The sequence below is a fragment of the Streptomyces sp. NPDC001770 genome (genome assembly GCF_053596135.1).
In genome coordinates, this window is sequence record NZ_JBSFFN010000048.1 from 17,825 (window position 1) to 40,235 (window position 22,411).

Annotated in this window: 16 protein-coding genes and 1 pseudogene; 16 read left to right on the forward strand and 1 reads right to left on the reverse strand. The window is 72.5% G+C overall.

Going from position 1 to position 22,411, the window contains the following annotated elements:
* Positions 1 to 711: 711 nt before the first annotated feature.
* From ACWCSV_RS30885 to ACWCSV_RS30950, 14 genes and pseudogenes are all read left to right on the forward strand, one after another.
* Positions 712 to 1,869, forward strand: a complete 1,158-nt coding sequence (locus ACWCSV_RS30885) for an ROK family transcriptional regulator (RefSeq protein WP_451147870.1) — start codon at positions 712 to 714, stop codon at positions 1,867 to 1,869.
* Positions 1,870 to 2,351: 482 nt separating this feature from the next.
* Positions 2,352 to 3,533, forward strand: coding sequence for an ROK family protein (locus ACWCSV_RS30890; RefSeq protein WP_451147872.1), 1,182 nt, complete (start codon positions 2,352 to 2,354; stop codon positions 3,531 to 3,533).
* A 384-nt stretch (positions 3,534 to 3,917) separates the two neighbouring features.
* Positions 3,918 to 5,435 (forward strand): sugar ABC transporter ATP-binding protein, encoded by a 1,518-nt coding sequence (locus tag ACWCSV_RS30895; RefSeq protein ID WP_451147874.1) that lies wholly within the window; start codon positions 3,918 to 3,920, stop codon positions 5,433 to 5,435.
* Positions 5,432 to 6,451, forward strand: coding sequence for an ABC transporter permease (locus ACWCSV_RS30900; RefSeq protein ID WP_451147876.1), 1,020 nt, complete (start codon positions 5,432 to 5,434; stop codon positions 6,449 to 6,451). Before ACWCSV_RS30895 ends, ACWCSV_RS30900 begins: the two co-directional genes overlap by 4 nt.
* Before the next feature lie 17 nt (positions 6,452 to 6,468).
* Complete coding sequence (locus tag ACWCSV_RS30905; RefSeq protein ID WP_451147878.1) at positions 6,469 to 7,509, forward strand: substrate-binding domain-containing protein; 1,041 nt, start codon at positions 6,469 to 6,471, stop codon at positions 7,507 to 7,509.
* A 122-nt stretch (positions 7,510 to 7,631) separates the two neighbouring features.
* The gene (locus tag ACWCSV_RS30910) at positions 7,632 to 8,840 is read left to right on the forward strand and encodes a Gfo/Idh/MocA family protein (protein ID WP_451147880.1); all 1,209 of its coding nucleotides are present in this window, start codon (positions 7,632 to 7,634) and stop codon (positions 8,838 to 8,840) included.
* 10 nt (positions 8,841 to 8,850) lie between these two features.
* Positions 8,851 to 9,858: a sugar phosphate isomerase/epimerase family protein gene (locus tag ACWCSV_RS30915; RefSeq protein ID WP_451147882.1), complete on the forward strand. Its 1,008-nt coding sequence runs from the start codon at positions 8,851 to 8,853 to the stop codon at positions 9,856 to 9,858.
* A gap of 443 nt (positions 9,859 to 10,301) precedes the next feature.
* A pseudogene (locus tag ACWCSV_RS30920) lies at positions 10,302 to 11,487 on the forward strand (inositol-3-phosphate synthase).
* A 176-nt stretch (positions 11,488 to 11,663) separates the two neighbouring features.
* The gene (locus ACWCSV_RS30925; RefSeq protein ID WP_451147916.1) at positions 11,664 to 12,560 is read left to right on the forward strand and encodes an SCO3242 family prenyltransferase; all 897 of its coding nucleotides are present in this window, start codon (positions 11,664 to 11,666) and stop codon (positions 12,558 to 12,560) included.
* A complete protein-coding gene (locus ACWCSV_RS30930; protein ID WP_451147884.1) occupies positions 12,557 to 13,552 on the forward strand; it encodes a sugar phosphate isomerase/epimerase family protein in 996 nt (331 codons plus the stop codon). Before ACWCSV_RS30925 ends, ACWCSV_RS30930 begins: the two co-directional genes overlap by 4 nt.
* A complete protein-coding gene (locus ACWCSV_RS30935; protein ID WP_451147886.1) occupies positions 13,549 to 14,280 on the forward strand; it encodes an EboA domain-containing protein in 732 nt (243 codons plus the stop codon). The genes ACWCSV_RS30930 and ACWCSV_RS30935 overlap by 4 nt, the downstream gene beginning before the upstream one ends.
* On the forward strand, positions 14,250 to 15,098 hold the full coding sequence (locus tag ACWCSV_RS30940; RefSeq protein WP_451147888.1) for a TatD family hydrolase: 849 nt from the start codon (positions 14,250 to 14,252) through the stop codon (positions 15,096 to 15,098). The genes ACWCSV_RS30935 and ACWCSV_RS30940 overlap by 31 nt, the downstream gene beginning before the upstream one ends.
* Positions 15,099 to 15,101: 3 nt before the next feature.
* Complete coding sequence (gene eboE, locus ACWCSV_RS30945; protein WP_451147890.1) at positions 15,102 to 16,280, forward strand: metabolite traffic protein EboE; 1,179 nt, start codon at positions 15,102 to 15,104, stop codon at positions 16,278 to 16,280.
* Positions 16,277 to 17,677, forward strand: coding sequence for an alkaline phosphatase family protein (locus tag ACWCSV_RS30950; protein ID WP_451147892.1), 1,401 nt, complete (start codon positions 16,277 to 16,279; stop codon positions 17,675 to 17,677). The genes eboE and ACWCSV_RS30950 overlap by 4 nt, the downstream gene beginning before the upstream one ends.
* A 45-nt stretch (positions 17,678 to 17,722) precedes the next feature.
* Here ACWCSV_RS30950 and ACWCSV_RS30955 read toward each other — a convergent pair whose 3' ends face one another.
* A complete protein-coding gene (locus ACWCSV_RS30955) occupies positions 17,723 to 18,628 on the reverse strand; it encodes an NAD-dependent protein deacetylase (RefSeq protein WP_451147894.1) in 906 nt (301 codons plus the stop codon).
* Between the two features lie 353 nt (positions 18,629 to 18,981).
* Between ACWCSV_RS30955 and ACWCSV_RS30960 the strand changes: the two genes are divergently transcribed.
* Together ACWCSV_RS30960 and ACWCSV_RS30965 are read left to right on the forward strand one after the other, a co-directional pair.
* Positions 18,982 to 19,668: a sortase domain-containing protein gene (locus ACWCSV_RS30960; RefSeq protein WP_451147896.1), complete on the forward strand. Its 687-nt coding sequence runs from the start codon at positions 18,982 to 18,984 to the stop codon at positions 19,666 to 19,668.
* 758 nt (positions 19,669 to 20,426) lie between these two features.
* Entirely contained in the window at positions 20,427 to 22,250 is a 1,824-nt protein-coding gene (locus ACWCSV_RS30965; protein WP_451147898.1) for an alkyl/aryl-sulfatase, read from the forward strand.
* Positions 22,251 to 22,411: the final 161 nt, after the last annotated feature.

The following is a 22,411-nucleotide window of genomic DNA, read 5'->3' on the forward strand; positions in this document are numbered from 1 at the left end:
GTGAACACGCTGTGGCCCCGGCGTGACGGGGCGAGGTATCGACAGTGGCGGAAGCATGCCGGGACGCGGGGCTCCGGGACTCGAAGCCCCGGCGCCCTCGCCTCTCCGTGGCCGGTGGCCCACGCGGATTTGCCCACCGTATTCCTCGGCCACTGAGCAGATGATCGCCCTCGCTCGGACAACACCCCTTTCCGGCGGCGGAGTTGAGGACAGCGGTAAGGGCGGTGGCATCGGAGGCCGTGCCGGCCTTCGCGGTCCGGGTACGCGCCGTCGGCGAAGAGGGCCACGTTGCCGGAGAGGGAGGCCGGAAGCGCGCGGTCGTCGCGGCTCCAGCCGGACCGTGCCCGGTGACGCCGCCCGGCGGGACAGGGACGCGTCGGACCGCTCCGGGCGGACGGCCGGAGGCGGTCGTCGCGGCCCCGGGCGGGAATCGGCGGGCCGGACGCCAGGCCGCGGCGACGACCGGGGTGGCGTCGGTCACGCGCGTCGGCCCGGACCGGGGTGGCCCGGCGTGGCACGGGGTTCAGTTCACCGGCGGCGCGCGCGTGCTGTACGGGTTCAGCCGGATTCCGAACGAAAAGAGGAGGTTCTGGGGCACCATTCCGACCACCAATAACTGAAAACGGAGGGTTGTTCCGGGGCCTGCGTGAATCAGAAAGGGACGTTTCGCCAACGACAGGTAAAACTGGAGCTTGCCACTATCATCGGCCCATGGATGTGGCCTCCGATCGCCTTTCACCCCGCAACAGGACCAGGGAAGAAGTCTTCCGGGTCATTCAGGGCGGCGGTGCGCTCACGCGTGCGCAACTCGTGGAAGCCACCGGTCTGTCCCGGAGCACCGTGAATCACGCGGTCTCCCGGCTCATCGCCGAGGAGCGGGTGAAGGAGGAGGACCCGGAGGCGAAGGGGCCGGGGAGCGGCAGCGGACGCCCGGCGGGGGTGCTGAGATGCGTTCCCGGCGGGGCCAGTTCGGCGGCGCTCGACTTCGGGCACACCCACATCAAGGTCGCCGTCGTCGACGACACGGGCCGGATGCTGGCCCAACGGCGTGCCGACCTGGACGTCGACCTGCGCGCGTCCGAGGCCATGGACGCGGCGGCGGACATGCTCGCGGAACTCCGCGGCGAGCACGGCGTCGACGACCTCGCGACCGTGGTCGCGGGGATCCCGGGACCGCTCGACGCCGCCACCGGGCTGGTCCGGTCGCCCACCATCCTCTCCAGCTGGGTCGGCCTCGACCCCGGGAGGGAACTCGAACGCCGGCTGGGCCTGCGGGTCCACGTCGAGAACGACGCCGTGCTCGGGGCCTACGGCGAACTGAGGTGCGGCGCCGGCCAGGGGTACTCCGACTTCCTGTACGTGAAGGCGTCCCACGGCATCGGTGCGGGGATGGTGCTCGGCGGTGAGCCGTACCGGGGAGCACTCGGCATCGCCGGGGAGATCGGCCACACGCCGCTGCCCGGCTACACGGAGCTGTGCCGGTGCGGCCGACGCGGCTGCCTGGAAGCAGTGGTCTCGGTGGAGTCCGTCAAGGCGCAGATCGCCCACACCCATCCCGGCCTGGGCTCCGGCGCCTCCTTCGGAGACCGGCCGGACGATCCGACCACCTGGCGGATCCTGAACGACGCGGGCCGCATCCTCGGCGAGGTGCTCTCCGTCCTGAGTAATCTGCTCAACCCGGCCGCGGTCATCATCGGCGGCGAGCTCGGCGCCGCCGGCGGCGCGCTTCTGGAGGGGGTGGCGGCGACGGTGCAGCGCAGCGCCCAGCCCGCCATCGCCGCGTCCCTCGACGTTCTCCCCGCCCAGCTGGGGAGGGACGCGGAGCTGATCGGCGCGGCGGCGCTCGCCGCCGCTTTCGCGCGGAAGTGACAGGGAGTCGAAGCTCATGGGAGCGCTCCCGCGCGCCCTTTGAGGTCTCAAGCGTGTTGTGAAGGCCCCGTCTGTCCGGCGGCACCCGGTACGCATGCTCGCCGAGTTGTCCGGACCACCCCGGTACGTCCTGTATCGGGGTGCCCCTCCGTCGTGCGATCGCGCGCTCCGGATGCCGCCGGAGCCGCCTTCCGGGCGGACGGCACTCCTTTCGCGGCACGCTTCAAAGGCTGTCCCGCACCTCCTGGCGGGTGTGCGGGGCGGAGACGTCGCCGTCCCGGCCCCCTCCGGTGGACGAGGAGCGCTCCGGACGAACGAGGTCATCCAGCAGGGGCTTTGTCCTCGGAGCGGAGAAAGTCTGCGCGAATCGACGCACGACTTCTTCACGGCCGTGCTGTTGGCTGCTACGTTCCACCGAAAGCAGGATCCGCAAGTCCGGTACAGAAAGGTCGAGTTGTGGCCAGGAGGGACGCGTGAGGCGCATGACCCAACGACCGGCGAACGCCCACCAGGCCCACCTGCTCAGGTTGTTGCGCGACCACGGCCCCCAGTCCCGGGCGCGACTCGGCGAGCAGGTCGACCTCTCGCGGTCGAGACTGGCCGTGGAGGTGGACCGGCTGCTGGAGACCGGGCTCGTGGCCGCCGACGGCCTCGCCGCCTCACGCGGCGGGCGCCGGTCCCACAACGTCCGGCTCGCACCGGGGCTCCGCTTCCTCGGTGTCGACATCGGCGCGACCTCGGTCGACGTCGCCGTCACCAACGCCGAACTGGAGGTGCTCGGTCACCTCAACCGGCCCATGGACGTACGCGAGGGCCCCGTCGCGGTCTTCGAGCACGTGCTGGATCTGGCGGCGGAGCTGAGGAAATCGGGACTCGCGGAAGGCTTCGACGGCGCCGGCGTCGGAGTGCCCGGACCGGTCAGCTTTCCCGAGGGCGTTCCGGTCGCACCACCGATCATGCCCGGCTGGGACGGCTTCCCCGTGCGGGAGGTCCTCGGCCAGGAACTCGGCTGCCCGGTCATGGTCGACAACGACGTGAACCTGATGGCCATGGGGGAGCGGCACGCGGGCGTGGCCCGCTCGGTGACCGACTTCCTCTGCGTCAAGATCGGAACAGGCATCGGGTGCGGCATCGTCGCCGGCGGTGAGGTCCACCGAGGGGTGACGGGCAGCGCCGGAGACATCGGGCACATCCAGGCGGTCCCCGGCGGCCGGCCGTGCACCTGCGGCAACCGGGGCTGCCTGGAAGCGCACTTCGGTGGTGCGGCGCTCGCCCGCGACGCCACCGAAGCGGCCCAGCAGGGCCTGTCCGCAGACCTGGCGGCCCGGCTCGCGGCGAAGGGCACCCTCACGGGCGTCGACGTCGCAGCCGCCGCGGCCGCGGGGGACGCCATCGCGCTCGACCTGATCCGCGCGGGCGGAACCCACGTCGGACAGGTCATCGCCGGACTCGTCTCCTTCTTCAACCCCGGCCTGGTGGTGATCGGCGGCGGGGTGACCGGCCTCGGCCACACCCTGCTCGCGGCCATCCGCACCCAGGTCTACCGCCAGTCGCTGCCCCTGGCGACCGGCAACCTGCCGATCGTCCTCGGAGAACTGGGCCACGACGCCGGAGTCATCGGGGCCGCCCGGCTCATCAGCGACCACCTCTTCTCACCCGCGTAGGGCGTCCCCGCCGACACCGCACCCCGGTACAGCGCACCCGCACCGCACCGCACGGCCGCCCAGCACCGCACCGTCCGCCCAGCACCGCCCGCACGGCTCCGCAGGTCCGCACAGCTCCGTATATTCCGCACGGACACAGCCACTGCCGCTCCGTACTGCCCGCACCGCCCAGCGAGTCACCGCACAGGACAGCGAGTCACCGCACTCCACCGCTCAGCGAGTCACCGCACTCCACCGCTCAGCGAGTCACGCACCGCGAACCGCCGTACCGCCGCGATCCGCACAGCGCGACCTCGTACCGCACCCGCATGCCCCGAATCCGACCCGACACGACCAGGTGCTCCCGTCCTGACCGAGGCCGTACATCTGCCGAGGGGAACCCACATGGCACTCCAGTCACCGCTGCTCCACATGTCCGGCATCACCAAGTCGTTCCCCGGTGTCCGCGCCCTGGACGGCGTCGACCTGGAGGTCCAGGCCGGCGAAGTGCACTGCCTGCTCGGCCAGAACGGTGCGGGCAAGTCCACCCTGATCAAGGTTCTCGCAGGTGCCCACCAGCCCGACACCGGCATCATCCACTGGCGCGGCGAGTCCGTGACCCTGCGCTCACCCATCTCCGCCATGCGCCTCGGCATCGCCACCATCTACCAGGAACTCGACCTGGTGGAGCACCTGTCGGTCGCCGAGAACATCCATCTCGGCCACGAGCCGACCACCGCCGGGTTCGTGGTCAGGGGCAGAGCCGCCCGCACCTCGTCCACCGAACTCCTGCGGCGTCTCGGCCACCCCGAGATCGACCCCGCCCGTCTCGTCGGAGAGCTGTCGGCCGCGCAGCATCAGATCGTGTCGATGGCCCGCGCGCTCTCCCACGACGTCCGGCTCATCGTCATGGACGAGCCGTCCGCCGCCCTCGATCCGGACGAGGTCGACAACCTGTTCCGGATCGTCGGGACGCTGACCGCGGAAGGCGTGTCGGTGGTCTACATCTCGCACCGCCTGGAGGAGATCCGCCGCATCGGCGACCGGGTGACCGTGCTCAAGGACGGCCGGGCGGTCGCGGGCGGACTGCCCGCCGACTCCACCCCGACCCGCGACATCGTCGCCCTGATGACCGGGCGGAACGTCGAGTACGTCTTCCCCCGGCGGCCGCCGTCCCCGCCCGCCGGGTCCCCGGTCATCGAGCTCCGCGGTCTCGCACGCGCAGGAGAGTTCGAGCCGCTGGATCTCACCGTCCGCCCCGGCGAGATCGTGGGCCTCGCCGGACTCGTCGGCTCCGGCCGCTCCGAGATCCTGGAGACCCTCTACGGCGCCCGCAGGCCGACGTCCGGACAGGTACTCGTCGACGGAACCCCGTTGCGGCCGGGCAGCGTGCGCGCGGCGATCCGTGCCGGCATCGGCCTCGCCCCCGAGGAGCGCAAGGCGCAGGCGCTGCTGATGCTGGAGTCCGTCACCCGCAATGTCTCCCTCTCCACGCTCTCCCGCTTCTCCCGCGCCGGCTGGCTCGACCGCCGCGGAGAACGGGAAGCCGCCCGCGCGGCCACCCGGGAACTGTCCCTGCGCCCCGACAACCCCTCCGTGCCCGTCCGCACCCTCTCCGGCGGAAACCAGCAGAAGGCGGTACTCGCGCGCTGGCTGCTGCGCGGCTGCCGCGTGCTGCTGCTCGACGAACCGACCAGGGGCGTCGACGTCGGAGCCCGTGCCGAGCTGTACGCGGTGGTGCGGCGGCTGGCCGACGAAGGACTCGCGGTGCTGCTCGTGTCCAGCGAGGTCCCCGAAGTGCTGGGCCTCGCCGACCGCGTGCTGGTGCTGCGCGAGGGCCGCGTCGTGCACGAGGCGCCGGCCCGCGAACTCGACGAACACCGCGTACTCGACATCGTCCTGGAAGGAAGCCCGGCATCATGACGCAGCACGCCTCCCCGCCCCGCGACAGCACCGACAAGGCGCAACCGGCCGGCACCCTCCCCGGGTGGCGCTCCCTGGTGGCCCGCGCCGACATCCGTACCCTTTCCCTGGTCGGCGTGCTGCTCGCCCTCGTCGTCGTCGGCGGCATCACCAAGCCGGACGAGTTCCTGGACACCCAGAACCTCCAGCTCGTCCTCACCCAGGCGTCCGTGATCGGCGTCGTCACGGTCGGCATGACCTTCGTCATCACCTCCGGAGGCATCGACCTGTCGGTCGGCGCGGTCGTCGCCCTCGCCTCGGTGTGGGCGACCACGGTGGCCACTCAGGAGTTCGGTTTCGCGGGCATCCTTTTCACCGCCCTGCTCGTCGGCGTGGCCTGCGGATTCGTCAACGGGCTGCTCATCTCCTTCGGCGGCATGGTCCCGTTCATCGCTACCCTCGCCATGCTCGCCTCGGCCCGCGGGCTCGCGCTCCAGATCACCGACGGCAAAACGCAGATCGTCACCGTCGACGGGCTCCTCGGCCTCGGCGAGCGGGACTCGTACGTGCTCGGCATCCCGCCCCTCGTCCTCGTGTTCGCAGCCGTGACGGTCATCGGCTGGCTGATGCTCAACCGCACCACCTTCGGGCGCCGCGCGATCGCCGTCGGCGGCAACGCCGAGGCGGCCCGGCTCGCCGGCATCGACGTACGCCGCCAGCGGCTCTACCTCTACCTGCTCTCCGGACTCTGCTGCGGCATCGCCGCCTTCATGCTGATCATCCTCTCCGGGTCCGGACAGAACACCAACGGCAATCTCTACGAACTCGACGCCATCGCGGCCGCGATCATCGGCGGAACCCTGCTCACCGGGGGACGCGGCACCATCACCGGCTCCGTGCTCGGCGTCCTGATCTTCACCACGATCACCAACATCTTCGCCCTGAACAACCTGCAGAGCGACGTCCAGCAGATTGCCAAGGGCGCGATCATCGTCGCCGCGGTGCTCGTCCAGCGCCGCACCGCGAGCACGACCTGAGGAAGGGGTTCACCGTCATGTCACACCTCACCAGCCGCAGAGGGCTGCTCTTCGGGAGCGCCGCCGTCTCCGCCGGAGCGCTGCTCACCGGTTGCACCAGCAATGAGAGCAAGGACGAGAAGCCCGCCGCCGCAGAGCGGCCGGCCGCCGCCGACCAGCCCGGCAAGCCGGTCACCATCGGGTTCGCCGGCCCCCAGGCCGACCACGGCTGGCTCAACGCGATCAACGACAACGCCAAGAGCCGCGCCAAGAAGTACTCGGACGTCACCCTGGAGATCACCGAGGGCTCCAACGACACCGCCGCGCAGATCGGCCAGATCGAGACCCTGATCAACAAGAAGGTCGACGTCCTGGTGATCCTGCCCGCGGACGGCAAGGCCCTCACCCAGGTCGGGCTGAAGGCCATGCGCGCCGGCATCCCCGTGATCAACCTGGACCGGATCTTCAACACCCCTCAGGCGTACCGCTGCTGGATCGGCGGCGACAACTACGGCATGGGCTTCAACGCCGGTCACTACATCGGCGAGAAGCTCAAGGGCAAGGCGAACGCACGCGTCGTCGAGCTCGCCGGTCTGGACAACCTCGAGCTGACCAAGCAGCGCACCCAGGGCTTCGACGACGCCCTCAGGAACTACCCCGACATCAAGAAGGTCGCCCGCCAGGCCGCCGACTTCACCGTCGAGTCCGGTCAGGCCAAGACGGCCCAGCTCCTCCAGGCGCAGTCGAGGATCGACGCTCTGTGGAACCACGACGACGACCAGGGAGTCGGAGCGCTGCGCGCCATCGAACAGGCCGGGCGCGACGAGTTCCTGATGGTCGGTGGCGCCGGGGCGCTCTCCGCCTTCGAGGTGATCAAGCAGGACAGCGGGGTCCTGAAGGCGACCGTGCTCTACCCGCCGACGATGGCCGCCTCAGCCATCGACCTGGCCCGCGCACTCGGCCAGGCCAAGGGAGTCGGCGGCCTCGCCGAGTACGAGATCCCCTCGTCGATCACGCTCTACTCCGCCGTCGTAGACAAGGACAACGTCGACCAGTACATGCCCACCGGCTTCCGCTGACGGGCCAGGCCGTGTCCGCCGCGTCCCGCCGCGCGCCCGGAAAGGGGCGGGCCCGGACGGCCGCCGCGGACAGGGCCTCCGCACCCCCACGGATCTACGAAGAGGATGAGGAGGACCCACCCATGGGACACCCGGAGCAGATCGAAGGGCCGGAGGCGGCGAAGCCACCGCTCCGTGTCGGAATGGTCGGATACGCCTTCATGGGCGCCGCCCACTCCCAGGGCTGGCGCACCGTGGGCCGCGTCTTCGACCTGCCCCTCAGACCGGTCCTGGCGACCATCTGCGGCCGGGACGACGCCGCGGTCCGGGCGGCGGCCGACCGGCACGGCTGGGCGAGCGCCGAGACCGACTGGCGCGCCCTGGTGGCGCGGGACGACATCGACCTCGTCGACATCTGCACCCCCGGTGACAGCCACGCCGAGATCGCGCTGGCCGCGCTGGCCGCGGGCAAGCACGTGCTGTGCGAGAAGCCCCTCGCCAACACGGTGGCGGAAGCCTCCGCGATGACCGTCGCCGCCGAAGCGGCAGCCGCACGCGGGCAGCTGACGATGGTCGGCTTCAACTACCGGCGGGTGCCCGCCACCGCCCTGGCCCGCCGGATGGTGGCCGAGGGCAGGATCGGCACACTGCGGCACGTACGGGTGTCCTACCTCCAGGACTGGCTGGTGGACCCGTCCTTCCCGCTCACCTGGCGGCTGCGCAAGGAGCACGCCGGCTCCGGATCGCTCGGCGACCTGGGCGCGCACATCGTCGACCTCGCCCAGTACCTGGCCGGTGAACGGCTGGCCGGCGTCTCCGCGCTCACCGAGACCTTCGTACGGCGGCGCCCGCTGCCCGCCGGGCCCACCAGCGGCCTCGCCGCCGGGGCGGTGGCCGGCACCGGGGAGGTCACCGTGGACGACGCCGCCGTCTTCACCGGCCGGTTCGCCTCCGGCGCCCTCGCCTCGTTCGAGGCCACCCGCTACGCGACCGGCCGCAAGAACGCGCTGCGCATCGAACTCAACGGAGAACGCGGGTCGCTCTGCTTCGACCTGGAGCGCCTCAACGAACTCGCCTTCCACGACGGCACCGAACCCGGGACGCACGCCGGGTTCCGCCGGATCCTCGTCACCGAGCCCGACCACCCCTATGTGGAGGCCTGGTGGCCCCCGGGCCACGGCCTCGGCTACGAGCACTCCTTCGTCCACCAGGCCCGCGATCTCGTGCACGCCATCGCCGAACGGCGCGCTCCCGAACCCTCCTTCGCGGACGGGCTGCAGGTCCAGCGGGTACTCGCCGCGGTGGAGGAGAGCGCAGAGAAGAACTCCGTCTACACCCCGATAGCGTTCTGAGGAGGCCCTCGTGCCGCGCAACTTCACGCTCTTCACCGGTCAGTGGGCCGACCTCCCTCTGGAGGAGGTCTGCCGCCTGGCCCGCGACTTCGGCTACGACGGCCTCGAACTCGCTTGCTGGGGAGACCACTTCGAGGTCGACAAGGCGCTCGCGGATCCCGCCTACCTGGAATCGCGGCGCGAGCTCCTGGAGCGGTACGGGCTCAAGTGCTGGGCCATCTCGAACCACTTGGTGGGACAGGCCGTCTGCGACGCCATCATCGACGAACGCCACCAGGCCATCCTGCCCGCCCGGATCTGGGGCGACGGCGAGGCCGAGGGGGTACGGCGGCGTGCCGCGGCCGAGATCGCCGACACCGCCCGTGCCGCGGCGGCCTTCGGCGTCGACACCGTGATCGGGTTCACCGGATCGGCGATCTGGCACCTGGTCGCCATGTTCCCGCCCGCTCCCGAGTCGATGATCGAGCGCGGTTACCAGGACTTCGCCGACCGGTGGAACCCGATTCTGGACGTCTTCGACGCCGAGGGCGTCCGCTTCGCCCACGAGGTCCACCCCAGCGAGATCGCCTACGACTACTGGACCACCCGGCGCGCCCTGGAAGCCGTCGGCCACCGGGCCGCCTTCGGACTCAACTTCGACCCCTCCCACTTCGTGTGGCAGGACCTCGATCCGGTCGGCTTCCTCTGGGACTTCCGTGACCGGATCTACCATGTCGACTGCAAGGAAGCCCGTAAGCGCCTGGACGGACGCAACGGACGCCTCGGCTCCCACCTGCCGTGGGGCGACCCCCGCCGTGGCTGGGACTTCGTCTCCGCAGGCCATGGCGACGTCCCCTGGGAGGACGTCTTCCGGATGCTGGGCTCCATCGGTTACCGGGGGCCGGTCTCCGTCGAGTGGGAGGACGCCGGCATGGACCGGCTCCACGGCGCCCCCGAAGCCCTGGCCCGGCTCAAGGCATTCGACTTCGACCCGCCGAAGACGTCCTTCGACGCGGCCTTCGGCACCCAGCCCTCCTGACCCGGTGACGGCCGCGGCCGGGCCCCGGCCGTCACCGGCCCGGAAGGCGGGACCAATGGGCCCGGAACGACGGGACCCGCCGGCCCGATGGCCCTGGACCCCGCCCCTCGAACGCCATGTCCGTCCACCGCGATGACGGCGCATCCCGGCGTACCGCACCCGCCCGTACAACCAGCCCCACTCTGGAGGCGTTCGTGCACGGGAACCACCGCACCACCCATCACCCCCGCATCCTCCCGGCGCACCACCGCCCCCCGACGTCCGCACCCGTGCGAGGCAGTGACCCTGCCGGGCGGGACCACGCTCGCGGACGCCACGCCGCCGGTTCGCGGTGGTTCCCGCAGGCGTCGCGCCCGGCATCCGCAAGGCACCCGCCCGGCATTCGTACCGCACACGTAGGGCACACAAGGAATTCGCCCGGCAAGGAGGCTGCCATGTCTGTCATGTCCGCGTCTGTTTCCTCGGCTCGGGTGGGAGTGTGGCTGATCGGCGCCCGCGGCTCCGTCGCCACCACCACCGTCGCCGGCTGCGCCGCCGTGGCCGCCGGCCTGCACCCGCCCACCGGAATGGTCACCGAGACACCGCCGTTCGCCGCCTCGGGCCTGCCGTCCCTGGCCTCCCTGGTGTTCGGCGGCCACGACGTACTGGACTGCCCGCTGCCCAAGCGCGCGGAGCAACTGGCGGCGGCCGGAGTGCTGCCGCACGGCCTCCCGGCCGCCGTGGCCGCCGAACTCGCCGCGGCGGACGCGGAGATCAGGCCGGGCGGCCCGGCGGTGGGCGACACCCGCGACCCCGACGAAGTGATCTCCGCCTTCGCCCGGGACATCCAGGACTTCGCACGCAGACACGGACTGGACCGCACGGTGGCCGTCAACGTGTCGTCCACCGAGCCCGCCGCCACCGGCGCGACCCTGCCGCCCAGTTCGCTGTACGCGGCGGCGGCCCTGCGGGCCGGGTGCGCGTACGTGAACTTCACGCCGTCGACGGGTCTGCACCACCCGGAGCTGGCCGGTCAGGTGGCGTCCTCGGGCCTGCCGTACGCCGGCCGGGACGGGAAGACCGGCCAGACGCTGCTGCGGTCCGTGCTCGGCCCCATGTTCGCCCAGCGGGCCCTGGCCGTCCGCGCCTGGTCCGGCACCAACCTGCTGGGCGGCGGTGACGGGGCCGCCCTTGCCGACCCGGCGGCGGCCGCGGCGAAGAACGCGGGCAAGGAACGGGTCCTCGCCGACACACTCGGCACCACACCACAGGGCGTGGTGCACATCGACGACGTACCCGCGCTCGGCGACTGGAAGACCGCCTGGGACCATGTCGCGTTCGACGGCTTCCTCGGCACCCGGATGGTCCTGCAGACCCTGTGGCAGGGCTGCGACTCGGCACTGGCCGCCCCCCTGGTCATCGACCTCGCCCGACTCGCCCTGCGCGCCCAGGAGGCAGGTGTCCAGGGGCCGTTGGACGATCTCGGGTTCTACTTCAAGGACCCGGTGGGGCGACAGCCCCGCAGCCCTGGGTGAGCAGTACGCGGCGCTGCTCCGCTTCGCCGGGCGGCTGCGCGACGGGACGGCCCGGGCCGGCACGGAGGCGGGAGCCGCCGCGCGGAAGCCCGCCGTGGAGGAGGCGGGGTGCTGAGGAACCTGGTGTCGACGCTCCGGTCCGCAGCGCTCCGCCCGGGCGGACGGGCGCCGGCTGCGGCCCCCGCCCCCGGATCCCGCGCCCGTCCCCTCCCGACCCGTCCGGAGGGCGCGCCCCGGCAGAAGCGCCCCCTCGGCACTCCGGCGGACGCCCCTGCCCGACGCGGCCCCGACCTGCGGGCCTGGGCCGAACTGCTGCGCCTGCCAGCCCTGTTCACCGTTCCCGGGGACGTGCTGGCCGGAGCGTCCGCGTCCGGCGGGCGCTCCGGCCACCGCACCCTGCCGGCCATCGGCGCGTCCCTCTGCCTCTACGAGGCGGGCATGACCCTCAACGACTGGGCCGACCGGGACGAGGACGCCGCCGAGCGCCCCCACCGCCCGATTCCCTCCGGCCGCGTGCGCCCAGGAACGGCCCTCGCGGCGGCCTCCGTCTGCACCGCGGCGGGCCTCGCCCTGGCCGCCCGGGCGGGCCGCCCCGCCCTCGCCGTCGCGATCCCGCTGGCGGCGGTGGTGTGGGCGTACGACCTGGGGCTCAAACGGACCCCGGCCGGCCCGGCGGCGATGGCGGCGGCACGCGGTCTCGACCTGCTGCTCGGCGCGGCGGCGGCCCGGCCCGGTACCCGCTCCGTCCGGCACGCGGCGCCCTCCGCGGTGCTGCTCGCCGGCCATACCCTGGCCGTCACCACGGTCTCCCGGCGGGAGACGACCGGCGGTACCCCGCTCGTACCGCTCGCCGCGTTCGCCACGGCCGGCGCCCTCACCCTGCTGCTCGGTGCACGGCCCGGCGCGCGCGGAACATCCGGCATGCCCGCCCCGCCGAGGGGCGCCGGGGACCTCCTGCGTGCCGGTATCGCCACCGGCTACGCCATGACGGCCGCCCGCCCCTGCCTCCACGCGGCTCTCAACCCGTCACCCGCCCTCACCCAGCGCGCCGTCGGCGGCGGCATCCGCGCCACCATCCCGCTCCAGGCCGCGCTCTGCGCCCGTTCCGGCGCCCCGGCCACCGCCCTGCTGACCGCCGCACTGGCACCCCTCGCCGCCAGGTCCGCCCGGAAAGTGAGCATCACATGAGCCCCCTGGCCGACCTTCCCGCGACCTCGGGAACCCCCGCGGGAACCGGTGCGCCGCCGCGGTTCGGATACGGCACCAACGGCCTCGGCGACCTCCGGCTCGACGACGCCCTCGGCCTCCTCGCCGACCTCGGCTACGACGGAGTCGGACTCACGCTCGACCACATGCACCTCGACCCGCTCGCCCCGGACCTCGGCGCCCGCACCCGCCGCGTCGCCGGCCGCCTGGCGGGGCTCGGGCTGGGCGTGACCGTGGAGACGGGCGCCCGGTACGTCCTCGACCCCCGCCGCAAGCACGGCCCCACCCTCCTCGACGCCGACCCCGCCGACCGGGCCCGCCGCACCGACCTGCTGGTCCGCGCGGTCAAGGTCGGCGCCGAGCTCGGAGCGCACGCCGTGCACTGCTTCAGCGGGATCAGCCCCGACGGCACGGAACCGGAGACCGCCTGGCAGCGGCTGGCGGAGTCCATGACCCCGGTCGTGGACGCCGCAGCGGCCGCCGGGATCCCGCTCGCCGTCGAACCCGAACCCGGCCATCTCCTCGCCACCCTCGCGGACTTCCACCGACTGCGCCACGCGCTCGGCGATCCCGGGCACCTCGGCCTCACCCTCGACATCGGTCACTGCCAGTGCCTCGAACCCCTCCCGCCCGCCGACTGCGTCCGCGCCGCCGCCCCCTGGCTGCGGCACGTCCAGATCGACGACATGCGACGCGGCGTGCACGAGCACCTGCCCTTCGGCGACGGCGAGATCGACTTCCCGCCGGTCCTGGCGGCCCTCGCCGCCACCGGCTACCAGGGCCTGACCGTCGTCGAACTGCCCCGGCACGCGCACGCGGGGCCCGAACAGGCGGCCCGGTCCCTCCCGTTCCTGCGCCGGGCCGCCGCAACCGCCGTCCCCCGGCGCACGCCACCGGACCGCGCACCCCGTCCGGACAGCGCACCCCCTGCGCCCGGCACGCCCACCGCCACCCCCGAAGGGAGACTCGCATGACACCCCGGACCACCGCCCCGGACACCACCGGCACAGGCGCCACCACCCTCGCCGCCGCCTCCCCGGACGCGCTGAACGCCCTGCTGCGTACCCGGCTCCACCCCGCCGCCCGTACCTGGCTGGACCGGGCCCTCGCCGATGCCGCCGCACCCCCGCGCGACCACGGCCCCGTGCCCGCATGGGAGGCGCGCCTCGCCGAGGCCGGCCGCCGCTGCGGCCCCGCGCACGCGGACGCCACCCGCGTCCTCCTGCTGCGCACGGCCCGCGCCGGCACCGACACCCTCACCCGTGTCTACAGGCAGGGCACCGCAGACGAGCGCCGCGCCGTCCTGTACGCCCTGCCCGCCCTCGTACCGGGACCGGATGCGCTGCCCCTCATCGAGGACGCCCTGCGCACCAACGACACCCGGCTCCTGGCCGCCGCAGTCGGCCCCTACGCCGCCCGCCACCTGGACACCCACGCCTGGCGGCACGCCCTCCTCAAGTGCCTGTTCACGGGCGTCCCCGTCGACACGGCGGCCGAGCTGGCCCAGCGGGCCCACGGCGACACCGAACTCGCCCGCATGCTGAGCGACTTCGCCGCCGAACGCACCGCCGCCGGACGGCCGGTGCCCGACGACCTCCACCAGGTGCTCTCCCTGACCGGGGCCCCGGCCCCGACCGACCCGTCGGACGACCCCCACGGCAAGGAATCCTCATGCGCCTCTTCGATCCCCACATCCACATGACCTCCCGCACCACCGACGACTACCGGGCCATGAGCGCCGCCGGTGTACGCGCCGTCGTCGAACCCTCCTTCTGGCTCGGGCAGCCCCGGACCTCGCCCGCTTCCTTCCTGGACTACTACGACTCACTGCTCGGCTGGGAACCCTTCCGTGCCGCGCAGTACGGCATCGCCCACCACTGCACCCTCGCCCTCAACCCGAAGGAGGCCAACGACCCCCGCTGCGCCCCGGTGCTCGACGAACTGCCCCGCTACCTCGTCAAGGACCAGGTCGTCGCGGTGGGCGAGATCGGCTACGACTCCATGACCCCGGCCGAGGACACCGCTCTCGCCACCCAGCTCCAGCTGGCCGCCGACCACGGGCTGCCCGCCCTGGTGCACACCCCGCACCGGGACAAGCTCACCGGACTGCGCCGCACGCTCGACCTCGTCCGGGAATCCGCGCTGCCGGCCGAACGGGTCCTCGTCGACCACCTCAACGAGACCACCGTCGACCTGGCCGCCGACAGCGGCTGCTGGCTCGGCTTCTCCGTCTACCCCGACACCAAGATGGACGAGAAGCGGATGGTCGCGATCCTCCGTACCCACGGCCTCGAACGCATCCTGGTCAACTCCGCCGCCGACTGGGGCCACAGCGACCCCCTGAAGATCCGCAAGGTCGCCGACCTCATGCTCGCCGAGGGCTTCACCCACGACGACGTCGACCGGGTGCTGTGGCGCAACCCCGTCGCCTTCTACGGACTCAGCGGGCGCCTGAACCTGAACGCGTCCGCCGACGGACCCACCCACGCGGGCAACAGCATCCAGCGCGGCGGGGAGTGACCCATGCGCTTCCGGCATCCCGACGGCACCGTCGTCCACCTCGCGTACTGCACCAACGTCCACCCCGCCGAGACACTCGGCGGAGTCCTCGCCCAGCTCCGCGACCACTGCGAACCCGTACGCCGCCGCCTGGGCCTCGACCGGCTCGGCATCGGCCTGTGGCTCGCCAAGGACGCGGCCGAGGCCCTCGTGACCGACCCCGCCGCGCTCCGCGCGCTGCGCCTCGAACTCGCCCGGCGCGGTCTCGAAGTCGTCACCCTCAACGGGTTCCCGTACCAGGGGTTCGGTGACCAGGAGGTCAAGTACCGGGTCTACCAGCCGGACTGGACCGACCCCGAACGGCTCCGGTACACCCACTCGCTCGCCCGCGTCCTCGCCGCGCTGCTGCCCGACGACATCACCGAGGGCTCCATCTCCACCCTGCCGCTCGCCTGGCGCACCCCCTGGGACGACCGGCGCGCGGACGCCGCCCGCACCGCCCTGCGCACCCTCGCCGAACGGCTCGACGCCCTGGAGGAAGTGACCGGGCGTTCCATCCGGATCGGCCTGGAACCCGAACCCGGCTGCATCGTGGAGACCACCGCGGACGCCATCGCCCCACTCACCGCGATCGCCCTCGACCGCATCGGCGTCTGCGTCGACACCTGCCACCTCGCCACCTCCTTCGAGGACCCCGGCCCTGCCCTGGACGCCCTCACCCGGGCCGGCGTCACCATCGTCAAGTCCCAGCTCTCGGCCGCCCTCGACGCCGACCGCCCCCGGCTCCCCGAGGTCCGCCAGGCCCTCGCCGCGTTCGACGAGCCCCGCTTCCTCCACCAGACCCGCAGCCGGCCGCGCCCCGGCGCGGCCGGCCCGCGCGGCACCGACGACCTCGACGAAGCGCTGAACGGCGGCACCCTGCCCGGCACGGACCCCTGGCGCGTCCACTTCCACGTCCCCCTGCACGCCGCCCCCGCCGCGCCCCTCACCTCCACCCTCCCCGTCATGCGGTCCGCCCTCGCCCGCCTGGTCGGCGGCCCCCACCCGCTCACCCGCCACCTGGAGGTCGAGACCTACACCTGGCAGGCCCTGCCACCCGAACTGCGCCCCCGCGACCGGGGCCGGCTCGCCGACGGCATCGCCGCCGAACTCGACCTCGTCCGCGACCTGCTGAGCGACCTCGGTCTGAAGGAGCTGCCGTGAACGACGAACCCGCCGGCCAGGCCCCCACCCCCCTGCTCGTCCTGGACGTCGTCGGCCTCACCCCGCGCCTGCTGGAGCACATGCCGCGCCTCGCGGCTCTCGCCCGCACCGGCTCCCGCGCGCACCTCGACACCGTGCTGCCCGCCGTCACCTGCACCGCCCAGTCCACCTTCCTCACCGGCACCACGCCCGCCGAACACGGCATCGTGGGCAACGGCTGGTACTTCCGAGAACTCGGCGACATCCTCCTGTGGCGCCAGCACAACGGCCTCGTCACCGGCGACAAGCTGTGGGACGCGGCCCGCCGTGCCCACCCCGGCTACACCGTCGCCAACATCTGCTGGTGGTACGCGATGGGCGCCGACACCGACATCACCGTCACGCCCCGGCCCGTGTACTACGCGGACGGCCGCAAGGAACCCGACTGCTACACCCGGCCCCCCGCACTCCACGACGAACTCACCGCCGAACTCGGCACGTTCCCGCTGTTCCATTTCTGGGGCCCCGGCGCCGACCTCGTCTCCAGCCGGTGGATCACCGACGCCACCCGGCACATCCTGCGCACCCGCACCCCCGACCTCGCCCTCTGCTACCTCCCGCACCTCGACTACGACCTCCAGCGCTACGGCCCCGACGACCCGCGCTCCCACCGCGCCGCCGCCGAACTGGACGCCGTGATGGCACCGCTGCTGGACGACGCCCGCGCCGGGAACCGCACCGTCGTCGTCCTGTCCGAGTACGGCATCACTCCCGTCGACCGCCCCGTCCACATCAACCGCGCCTTGCGCGGCGCCGGACTGCTGGAGGTGCACACCCAGGACGGCATGGAGTACCTGGACCCGATGGCCTCCCGCGCCTTCGCGGTCGCCGACCACCAGATCGCCCACATCTACGTACGCCGCCCCGAGGACCTGGAGGCCACCCGCGCCGCCCTCGTCGGCCTGCCGGGCATCGACCTGCTCCTCGACGACAAGGGCAAGAAGGCCCACCACCTGGACCATCCCCGCTCCGGCGAACTCGTCGCCCTGGCCGAACCGGACGCCTGGTTCACGTACTACTACTGGCTCGACGACGCCCGCGCCCCCGACTTCGCGCCCCTCGTCGAGATCCACCGCAAACCCGGATACGACCCGGTCGAACTGTTCATGGACCCACTCGACCCCTACATCAAGGTCAAGGCCGCCACCGCGCTCGCCCGCAAGAAGCTCGGCATGCGCTACCGCATGGCGGTCGTACCCCTCGACGCCTCACCCGTACGCGGCAGCCACGGCCGCCTCCCGGAACGCGACGAAGACGGCCCGCTCCTCATCTGCTCCGCCCCCCACGCGGTCGGCGACCGCATCGCGGCCACCGACGTGAAGTCCCTGCTGCTCGCCCTCAGCGGCCTGCCCCGGTGACCTCCCGCACCGGGGCGGCACCGCACGGCTCCCCGGCCCCGGGCGTCAGGAGGTCCCGGGGACCTCGTCGGCGACGGCGATCCCCAGCCGGTCCGCCACGGCGGTGAGGGTCGGCCCCAGCGGGAGCGCGACGCGGGTGACGGCGTGCGTGTCGCCCCGCGTCGCGTCCCGGTTGACGATCAGCACAGGTTTCCGCTCCTCGGCGGCCTGGCGCACGAACCGGAGACCGGACATGACTGTCAGGGAGGACCCGAGAACCAGCAGCGTCGACGCCTCACGGACCATGGCGCGGCAGCGCGCCACCCGCTCCTGAGGCACGGCCTCGCCGAAGAACACCACGTCCGGCTTGAGGACGCCGCCGCAGACCGCGCAGGGCACCACCCGGAAGTCCCCGACCTGCTCGTCCGTGAGGTCGGCGTCACCGTCCGGATTGAGGCCGGCGGCCACCGGCGCGAACCCCTCGTTGGCCGCTTCCAGCCGGGCGGCGAGTTCGCGGCGCGCGCTGAAGGTGCCGCAGGAGAGGCAGACGACCCGGTCCAGACTCCCGTGGAGTTCCACCGCGTCCCGGCTGCCGGCCGCCTGGTGCAGACCGTCGACGTTCTGGGTGATCACACCCGAGACCAGACCGTGCCGCGCGAACGCGGCCACGGCCCGGTGCCCCGCGTTGGGACGGGCCCGGCCGAACGTCCGCCACCCGAGGTGGCTGCGCGCCCAGTAGCGGCGCCGGGCGGCCGCGTCGGCGGTGAAATCCTGGTACGTCATCGGGGTGTGCCGGCTCAGGCTTCCCCCGTCACCCCGGTAGTCGGGAATCCCCGATTCCGTGGAGATGCCCGCCCCGCTGAGCACCAGCACACCGCCGGTGGCCAGCGCCTCGGCGACCGGAGACGGATCCGTGGTTCCGGGCGGCAGATCTTCGGGCGGGGTCCAGGTCAGAGTGGGACGCATGCGCATGCCCCCAGATTACGGCGCCGCGCCGCCGCGCCGGGACGACGGTTCGGCGGCGCGAAGCCGTCCGCCGAGCTCGCGGCCCGAACCAGACCCGGACCGTGTCCGGGCGGGGGAGGCACAGCCTGCGTACCCGCGCCCCACATCGCCATGGGACGGTCGGACTCCACCGGCACGACACGGCAGCCCCACTACGAGAACCACGGCACCGGGCAGCCGGTCGTCCTGGTCCACGGCTACCTGCCGACAGGACGGAGCCGGACGACCGGTGGTCTACTGGGAGAAGCGGGAGGAGCCCCGGAATATGTCCCGGAGGCGCCCCGCGATCCATGTCATCCCTCCGCACGCCGGGTCCCGCCATGCACCCTTCCCTGTCAGCTGTCGTGAGACGAGTTCCCCGGGCCGTCGTCGCCGTCGCGGCCGTACTGGCCGTAGGGTCTCCCGCGGCCGTCGCGGCAGCGCCTTCCCCGGGCGTCCCCGCCGCCGTCGGTTCCCCCGTGTCTTCCGGCACGCCGTCCGACAGGACGGATCCTCGTACCGAGGCCGCCGGCCTCGCGATCCCGGCGATCGGCGTCACGGACCTCCGCGTGGTCCCGTACGAGGGCACGACGGACGACACGCCGGGTACCCGTATCCAGGACGGGGGAGTGGCCGCGAGCCCGTACGGCGACGGCGGCGGCGTCGGGCCCGGCGAGATCGGGAACTACCTGGTGACGGCCCACCGGCTGTCCGCCGGGGGACCGCTGCGCGACCTCCCGTCGCTCGGCAAGGGCGACGCGGTCCTTGTGACGGAGGACGGCACGGTGTACGAGTACCGGATCACCGAAACCCGGGAGACCTCGTTCCGCTCCACCCGCTCGCTCGCCGAACAGCGGGCCGAAGTACCGGGCAAGCCCGGTGAGAAGCCGGCCCGGGCCATGATCACCATCTCCACCTGCGCCACCCCGGAGGACGACGCGGCCGGCAACCACTGGCGCGACGCCCACGACAACCCGGAGCACCGCATCGACAAGATCGGCGTACTGGTGTCCGTCCGCTCGGCGTGAAACATGAAACGCGCCCAGCCGGAGCACCCCACCGGGGACACCGCGCTCGGCACCTGGGCGACAGGTGTCGGACGGCCGAGCACCGGGCTACCGTAAGGGTATGGCCAGAACCGGGCGCCAGAACGATCGGCAGGCGGAATTCGTATGCCCGGCCTGTGAGCGGCCCGTCGAGAGCGTGGTCGCACGGCGTAAGACCCTTGGCATCTTCGTACCCCGCTGGGTCCCGGGGCCGTGCCACAACTCCGGCTGCTCCAGGTACGAGGACGAGCCCGCGACCACCACGAGATCCTCCGGACGCCACGTACGGGCCCCGCGTCGCCCGGAGCCGCGCTCCTTCCACGGTGGGAGCCAGTGACCGGACCTCCTTTGTCAGAGAACGGCACGGGTGACGCCGATCGGGCCGGAAACGTTGAGGTTCATCCGACGTTGAGGTTCGTCCAACGTCGGGTTCATCTTCAGCGCCGGGTCCGGCTCTTCGCCCGGAACGGCCCTGCGGTTGCCGGCGACACGGCCGACCGCACCCCTCGCCCCGCGACCGTGCGCGACTTCTCCCAGTGGCCCGGCGAACTGACCGGTATCAGGGACTTCCAGCCGGTACGCCGGCGGCGACGGCCACGTGCTCATGCGGCGTCTGGCGGCCCTCGCGACTCGGGCGCCCCTGGTCGGCCCCGGCCCCCGCAGTCCGGCATCGGGGCCACATCGCGAGGCTCGCGGGACACAGGCGGGCAATATGATGCTCAATGGGTTATTCGTTGCTCATGAGTGATCTCGACTACGCCGACAGGTCCGACTTCGAGGACGCCGAGCGGGGCTTCGTCGCCGCGCTCTCCCCTGCCGTCGTCCGCACGGACGACGGCAGGGTGATCTGGGACGGCGACGCCTACACGTTCCTTGACGACGACTGTCCCGACAGCGCGCACCCCAGCCTGTGGCGGCAGAGCCAACTGTGCAACAAGCAGGGCCTGTTCGAGGTCACCGAGGGGATCTATCAGGTCCGCAACCTCGACCTGTCGAACATGACGCTGGTCGAGGGCGGCACGGGGGTCATCGTCATCGACCCGCTGATCTCCGCCGAGACGGCGGCCGCCGCTCTCGCCCTGTACCGCGCACACCGCGGCCACCGCCCGGTCACCGGGCTGATCTACACCCACTCGCACGGCGACCACTTCGGCGGTTCGCGCGGGGTTCTGCCGCACGGCCATCCGCCGGTGCCCGTCCTCGCCCCGGCCGGGTTCCTGGAGCACGCGGTCGCGGAGAACGTGTACGCGGGCGGCGCGATGACCCGCCGCGCGGTCTACATGTACGGCGCCGAACTGCACAAGGGCCCCGCCGGACAGATCAGCGCCGGGCTGGGCATGACGACCTCCAAGGGCACGATCACCCTCGTACCTCCGACCCTGGACATCACCCGCACCGGCCAGGAGGAGATCCTCGACGGGGTGCGGATCGTGTTCCAGATGACGCCGGACACCGAGGCGCCCTCGGAGATGAACTTCTACTTCCCCGACCGGCGCGCGCTGTGCATGGCGGAGAACGCGACCCACAACATGCACAACATCCTGACCCTGCGCGGCGCGGTGGTCCGCGACACCCGCATCTGGGCGCACTACCTGGGTGAGACGATCGCCCTCTTCGGTGACCTGGCGGAAGTCGCCTTCGCCTCCCACCACTGGCCCACCTGGGGCCGAGGACGCATCGTCGAGCACCTGGCCGGCCAGCGCGACATGTGGGCCTATCTGCACGACCAGACCCTGCGCATGACCAACCAGGGACTGACCGGCCCGGAGATCGCCGAGCGGATGGAACTGCCGCCGGCGATCGCGAACCGGTGGGCCAACCGCGGCTACTACGGCTCGGTCAGCCACAACGTCAAGGCCATCTACCAGCGGTACATGGGCTGGTTCGACGGCAACCCCGCCCACCTGTGGGAGCACCCGCCGGTCGAGCAGGCCAAGCGGTTCGCCGCCGACTACGGCGGCGTGTCCGCGATGGTCGCCAAGGGCGAGGAGTACGCGGCCGCCGGGGACCTGCGCTTCGCCGCGACGCTGCTGGGGCACGCGGTGTTCGCGGCCCCCGGGGACACGGCGGCCAAGCAGGCGCTCGCTTCGGTGTACGAGAGGCTCGGCTTCGGCGCGGAGAACGGCACGTGGCGCAACTTCTACCTGATGGGTGCCCAGGAACTGCGCGGCACCGTCGCGCACACCGCGCTGGAGACGACCAACCCCGAGATGGCGATGGCGCTCACGGTCGACATGATCATCGACTCCCTCGCCATCCGCGTCGACGGCCCGCGGGCGTGGGACGAGAGGCTGACCATGAACTGGAACGTCACGGACGAGGGACGCTCCTGGCACCTGCTGCTGTCCAACGGAGCCCTCACCTACCGCAGCACTGACCCGGAGGCCGGTGGGCCGGCCCCGGCCGCCGATCTGACCTTGACTCTGACCAAGCCGCAACTGCTCGTCGTCCTCGCCGGCAAGGGGCTGGACGACGTACAGGTCGAGGGCAACCCCCAGGTCTTCGCGACCCTCGCGGGCCTGCTCGACACCCCCGACCCCGACTTCGCCCTCGTCACGCCTTGACCACCGGAGCCCGCTGGTCCCCGGCACCCGTGCTCGTCGCACCCGCACCCGCACCCGCACCCGTCGTGCCCACCGGAGGAGCCCGGTGAGTACGACGCAGTGGGCGATGGGAACCCTGGGTTCCGGGCCCCGCTCGGGGCATCGGCGGCGGAGTCGGCCGC

What these genes read in the sequence shown, in the direction of transcription:
- ACWCSV_RS30905 (WP_451147878.1), top strand. Translation starts at nt 6,469, where the DNA reads ATGTCACACCTCACCAGCCGCAGAGGGCTGCTCTTCGGGAGCGCCGCC.
- ACWCSV_RS30910 (WP_451147880.1), top strand. Translation starts at nt 7,632, where the DNA reads ATGGGACACCCGGAGCAGATCGAAGGGCCGGAGGCGGCGAAGCCACCG.
- eboE (WP_451147890.1), top strand. Translation starts at nt 15,102, where the DNA reads ATGCGCTTCCGGCATCCCGACGGCACCGTCGTCCACCTCGCGTACTGC.
- ACWCSV_RS30965 (WP_451147898.1), top strand. Translation starts at nt 20,427, where the DNA reads ATGAGTGATCTCGACTACGCCGACAGGTCCGACTTCGAGGACGCCGAG.
- ACWCSV_RS30890 (WP_451147872.1), top strand. Translation starts at nt 2,352, where the DNA reads ATGACCCAACGACCGGCGAACGCCCACCAGGCCCACCTGCTCAGGTTG.
- ACWCSV_RS30955 (WP_451147894.1), bottom strand. Translation starts at nt 18,628, where the DNA reads ATGCGCATGCGTCCCACTCTGACCTGGACCCCGCCCGAAGATCTGCCG.
- ACWCSV_RS30940 (WP_451147888.1), top strand. Translation starts at nt 14,250, where the DNA reads ATGCGCCTCTTCGATCCCCACATCCACATGACCTCCCGCACCACCGAC.
- ACWCSV_RS30930 (WP_451147884.1), top strand. Translation starts at nt 12,557, where the DNA reads ATGAGCCCCCTGGCCGACCTTCCCGCGACCTCGGGAACCCCCGCGGGA.
- ACWCSV_RS30935 (WP_451147886.1), top strand. Translation starts at nt 13,549, where the DNA reads ATGACACCCCGGACCACCGCCCCGGACACCACCGGCACAGGCGCCACC.
- ACWCSV_RS30900 (WP_451147876.1), top strand. Translation starts at nt 5,432, where the DNA reads ATGACGCAGCACGCCTCCCCGCCCCGCGACAGCACCGACAAGGCGCAA.
- ACWCSV_RS30960 (WP_451147896.1), top strand. Translation starts at nt 18,982, where the DNA reads ATGCACCCTTCCCTGTCAGCTGTCGTGAGACGAGTTCCCCGGGCCGTC.
- ACWCSV_RS30885 (WP_451147870.1), top strand. Translation starts at nt 712, where the DNA reads ATGGATGTGGCCTCCGATCGCCTTTCACCCCGCAACAGGACCAGGGAA.
- ACWCSV_RS30895 (WP_451147874.1), top strand. Translation starts at nt 3,918, where the DNA reads ATGGCACTCCAGTCACCGCTGCTCCACATGTCCGGCATCACCAAGTCG.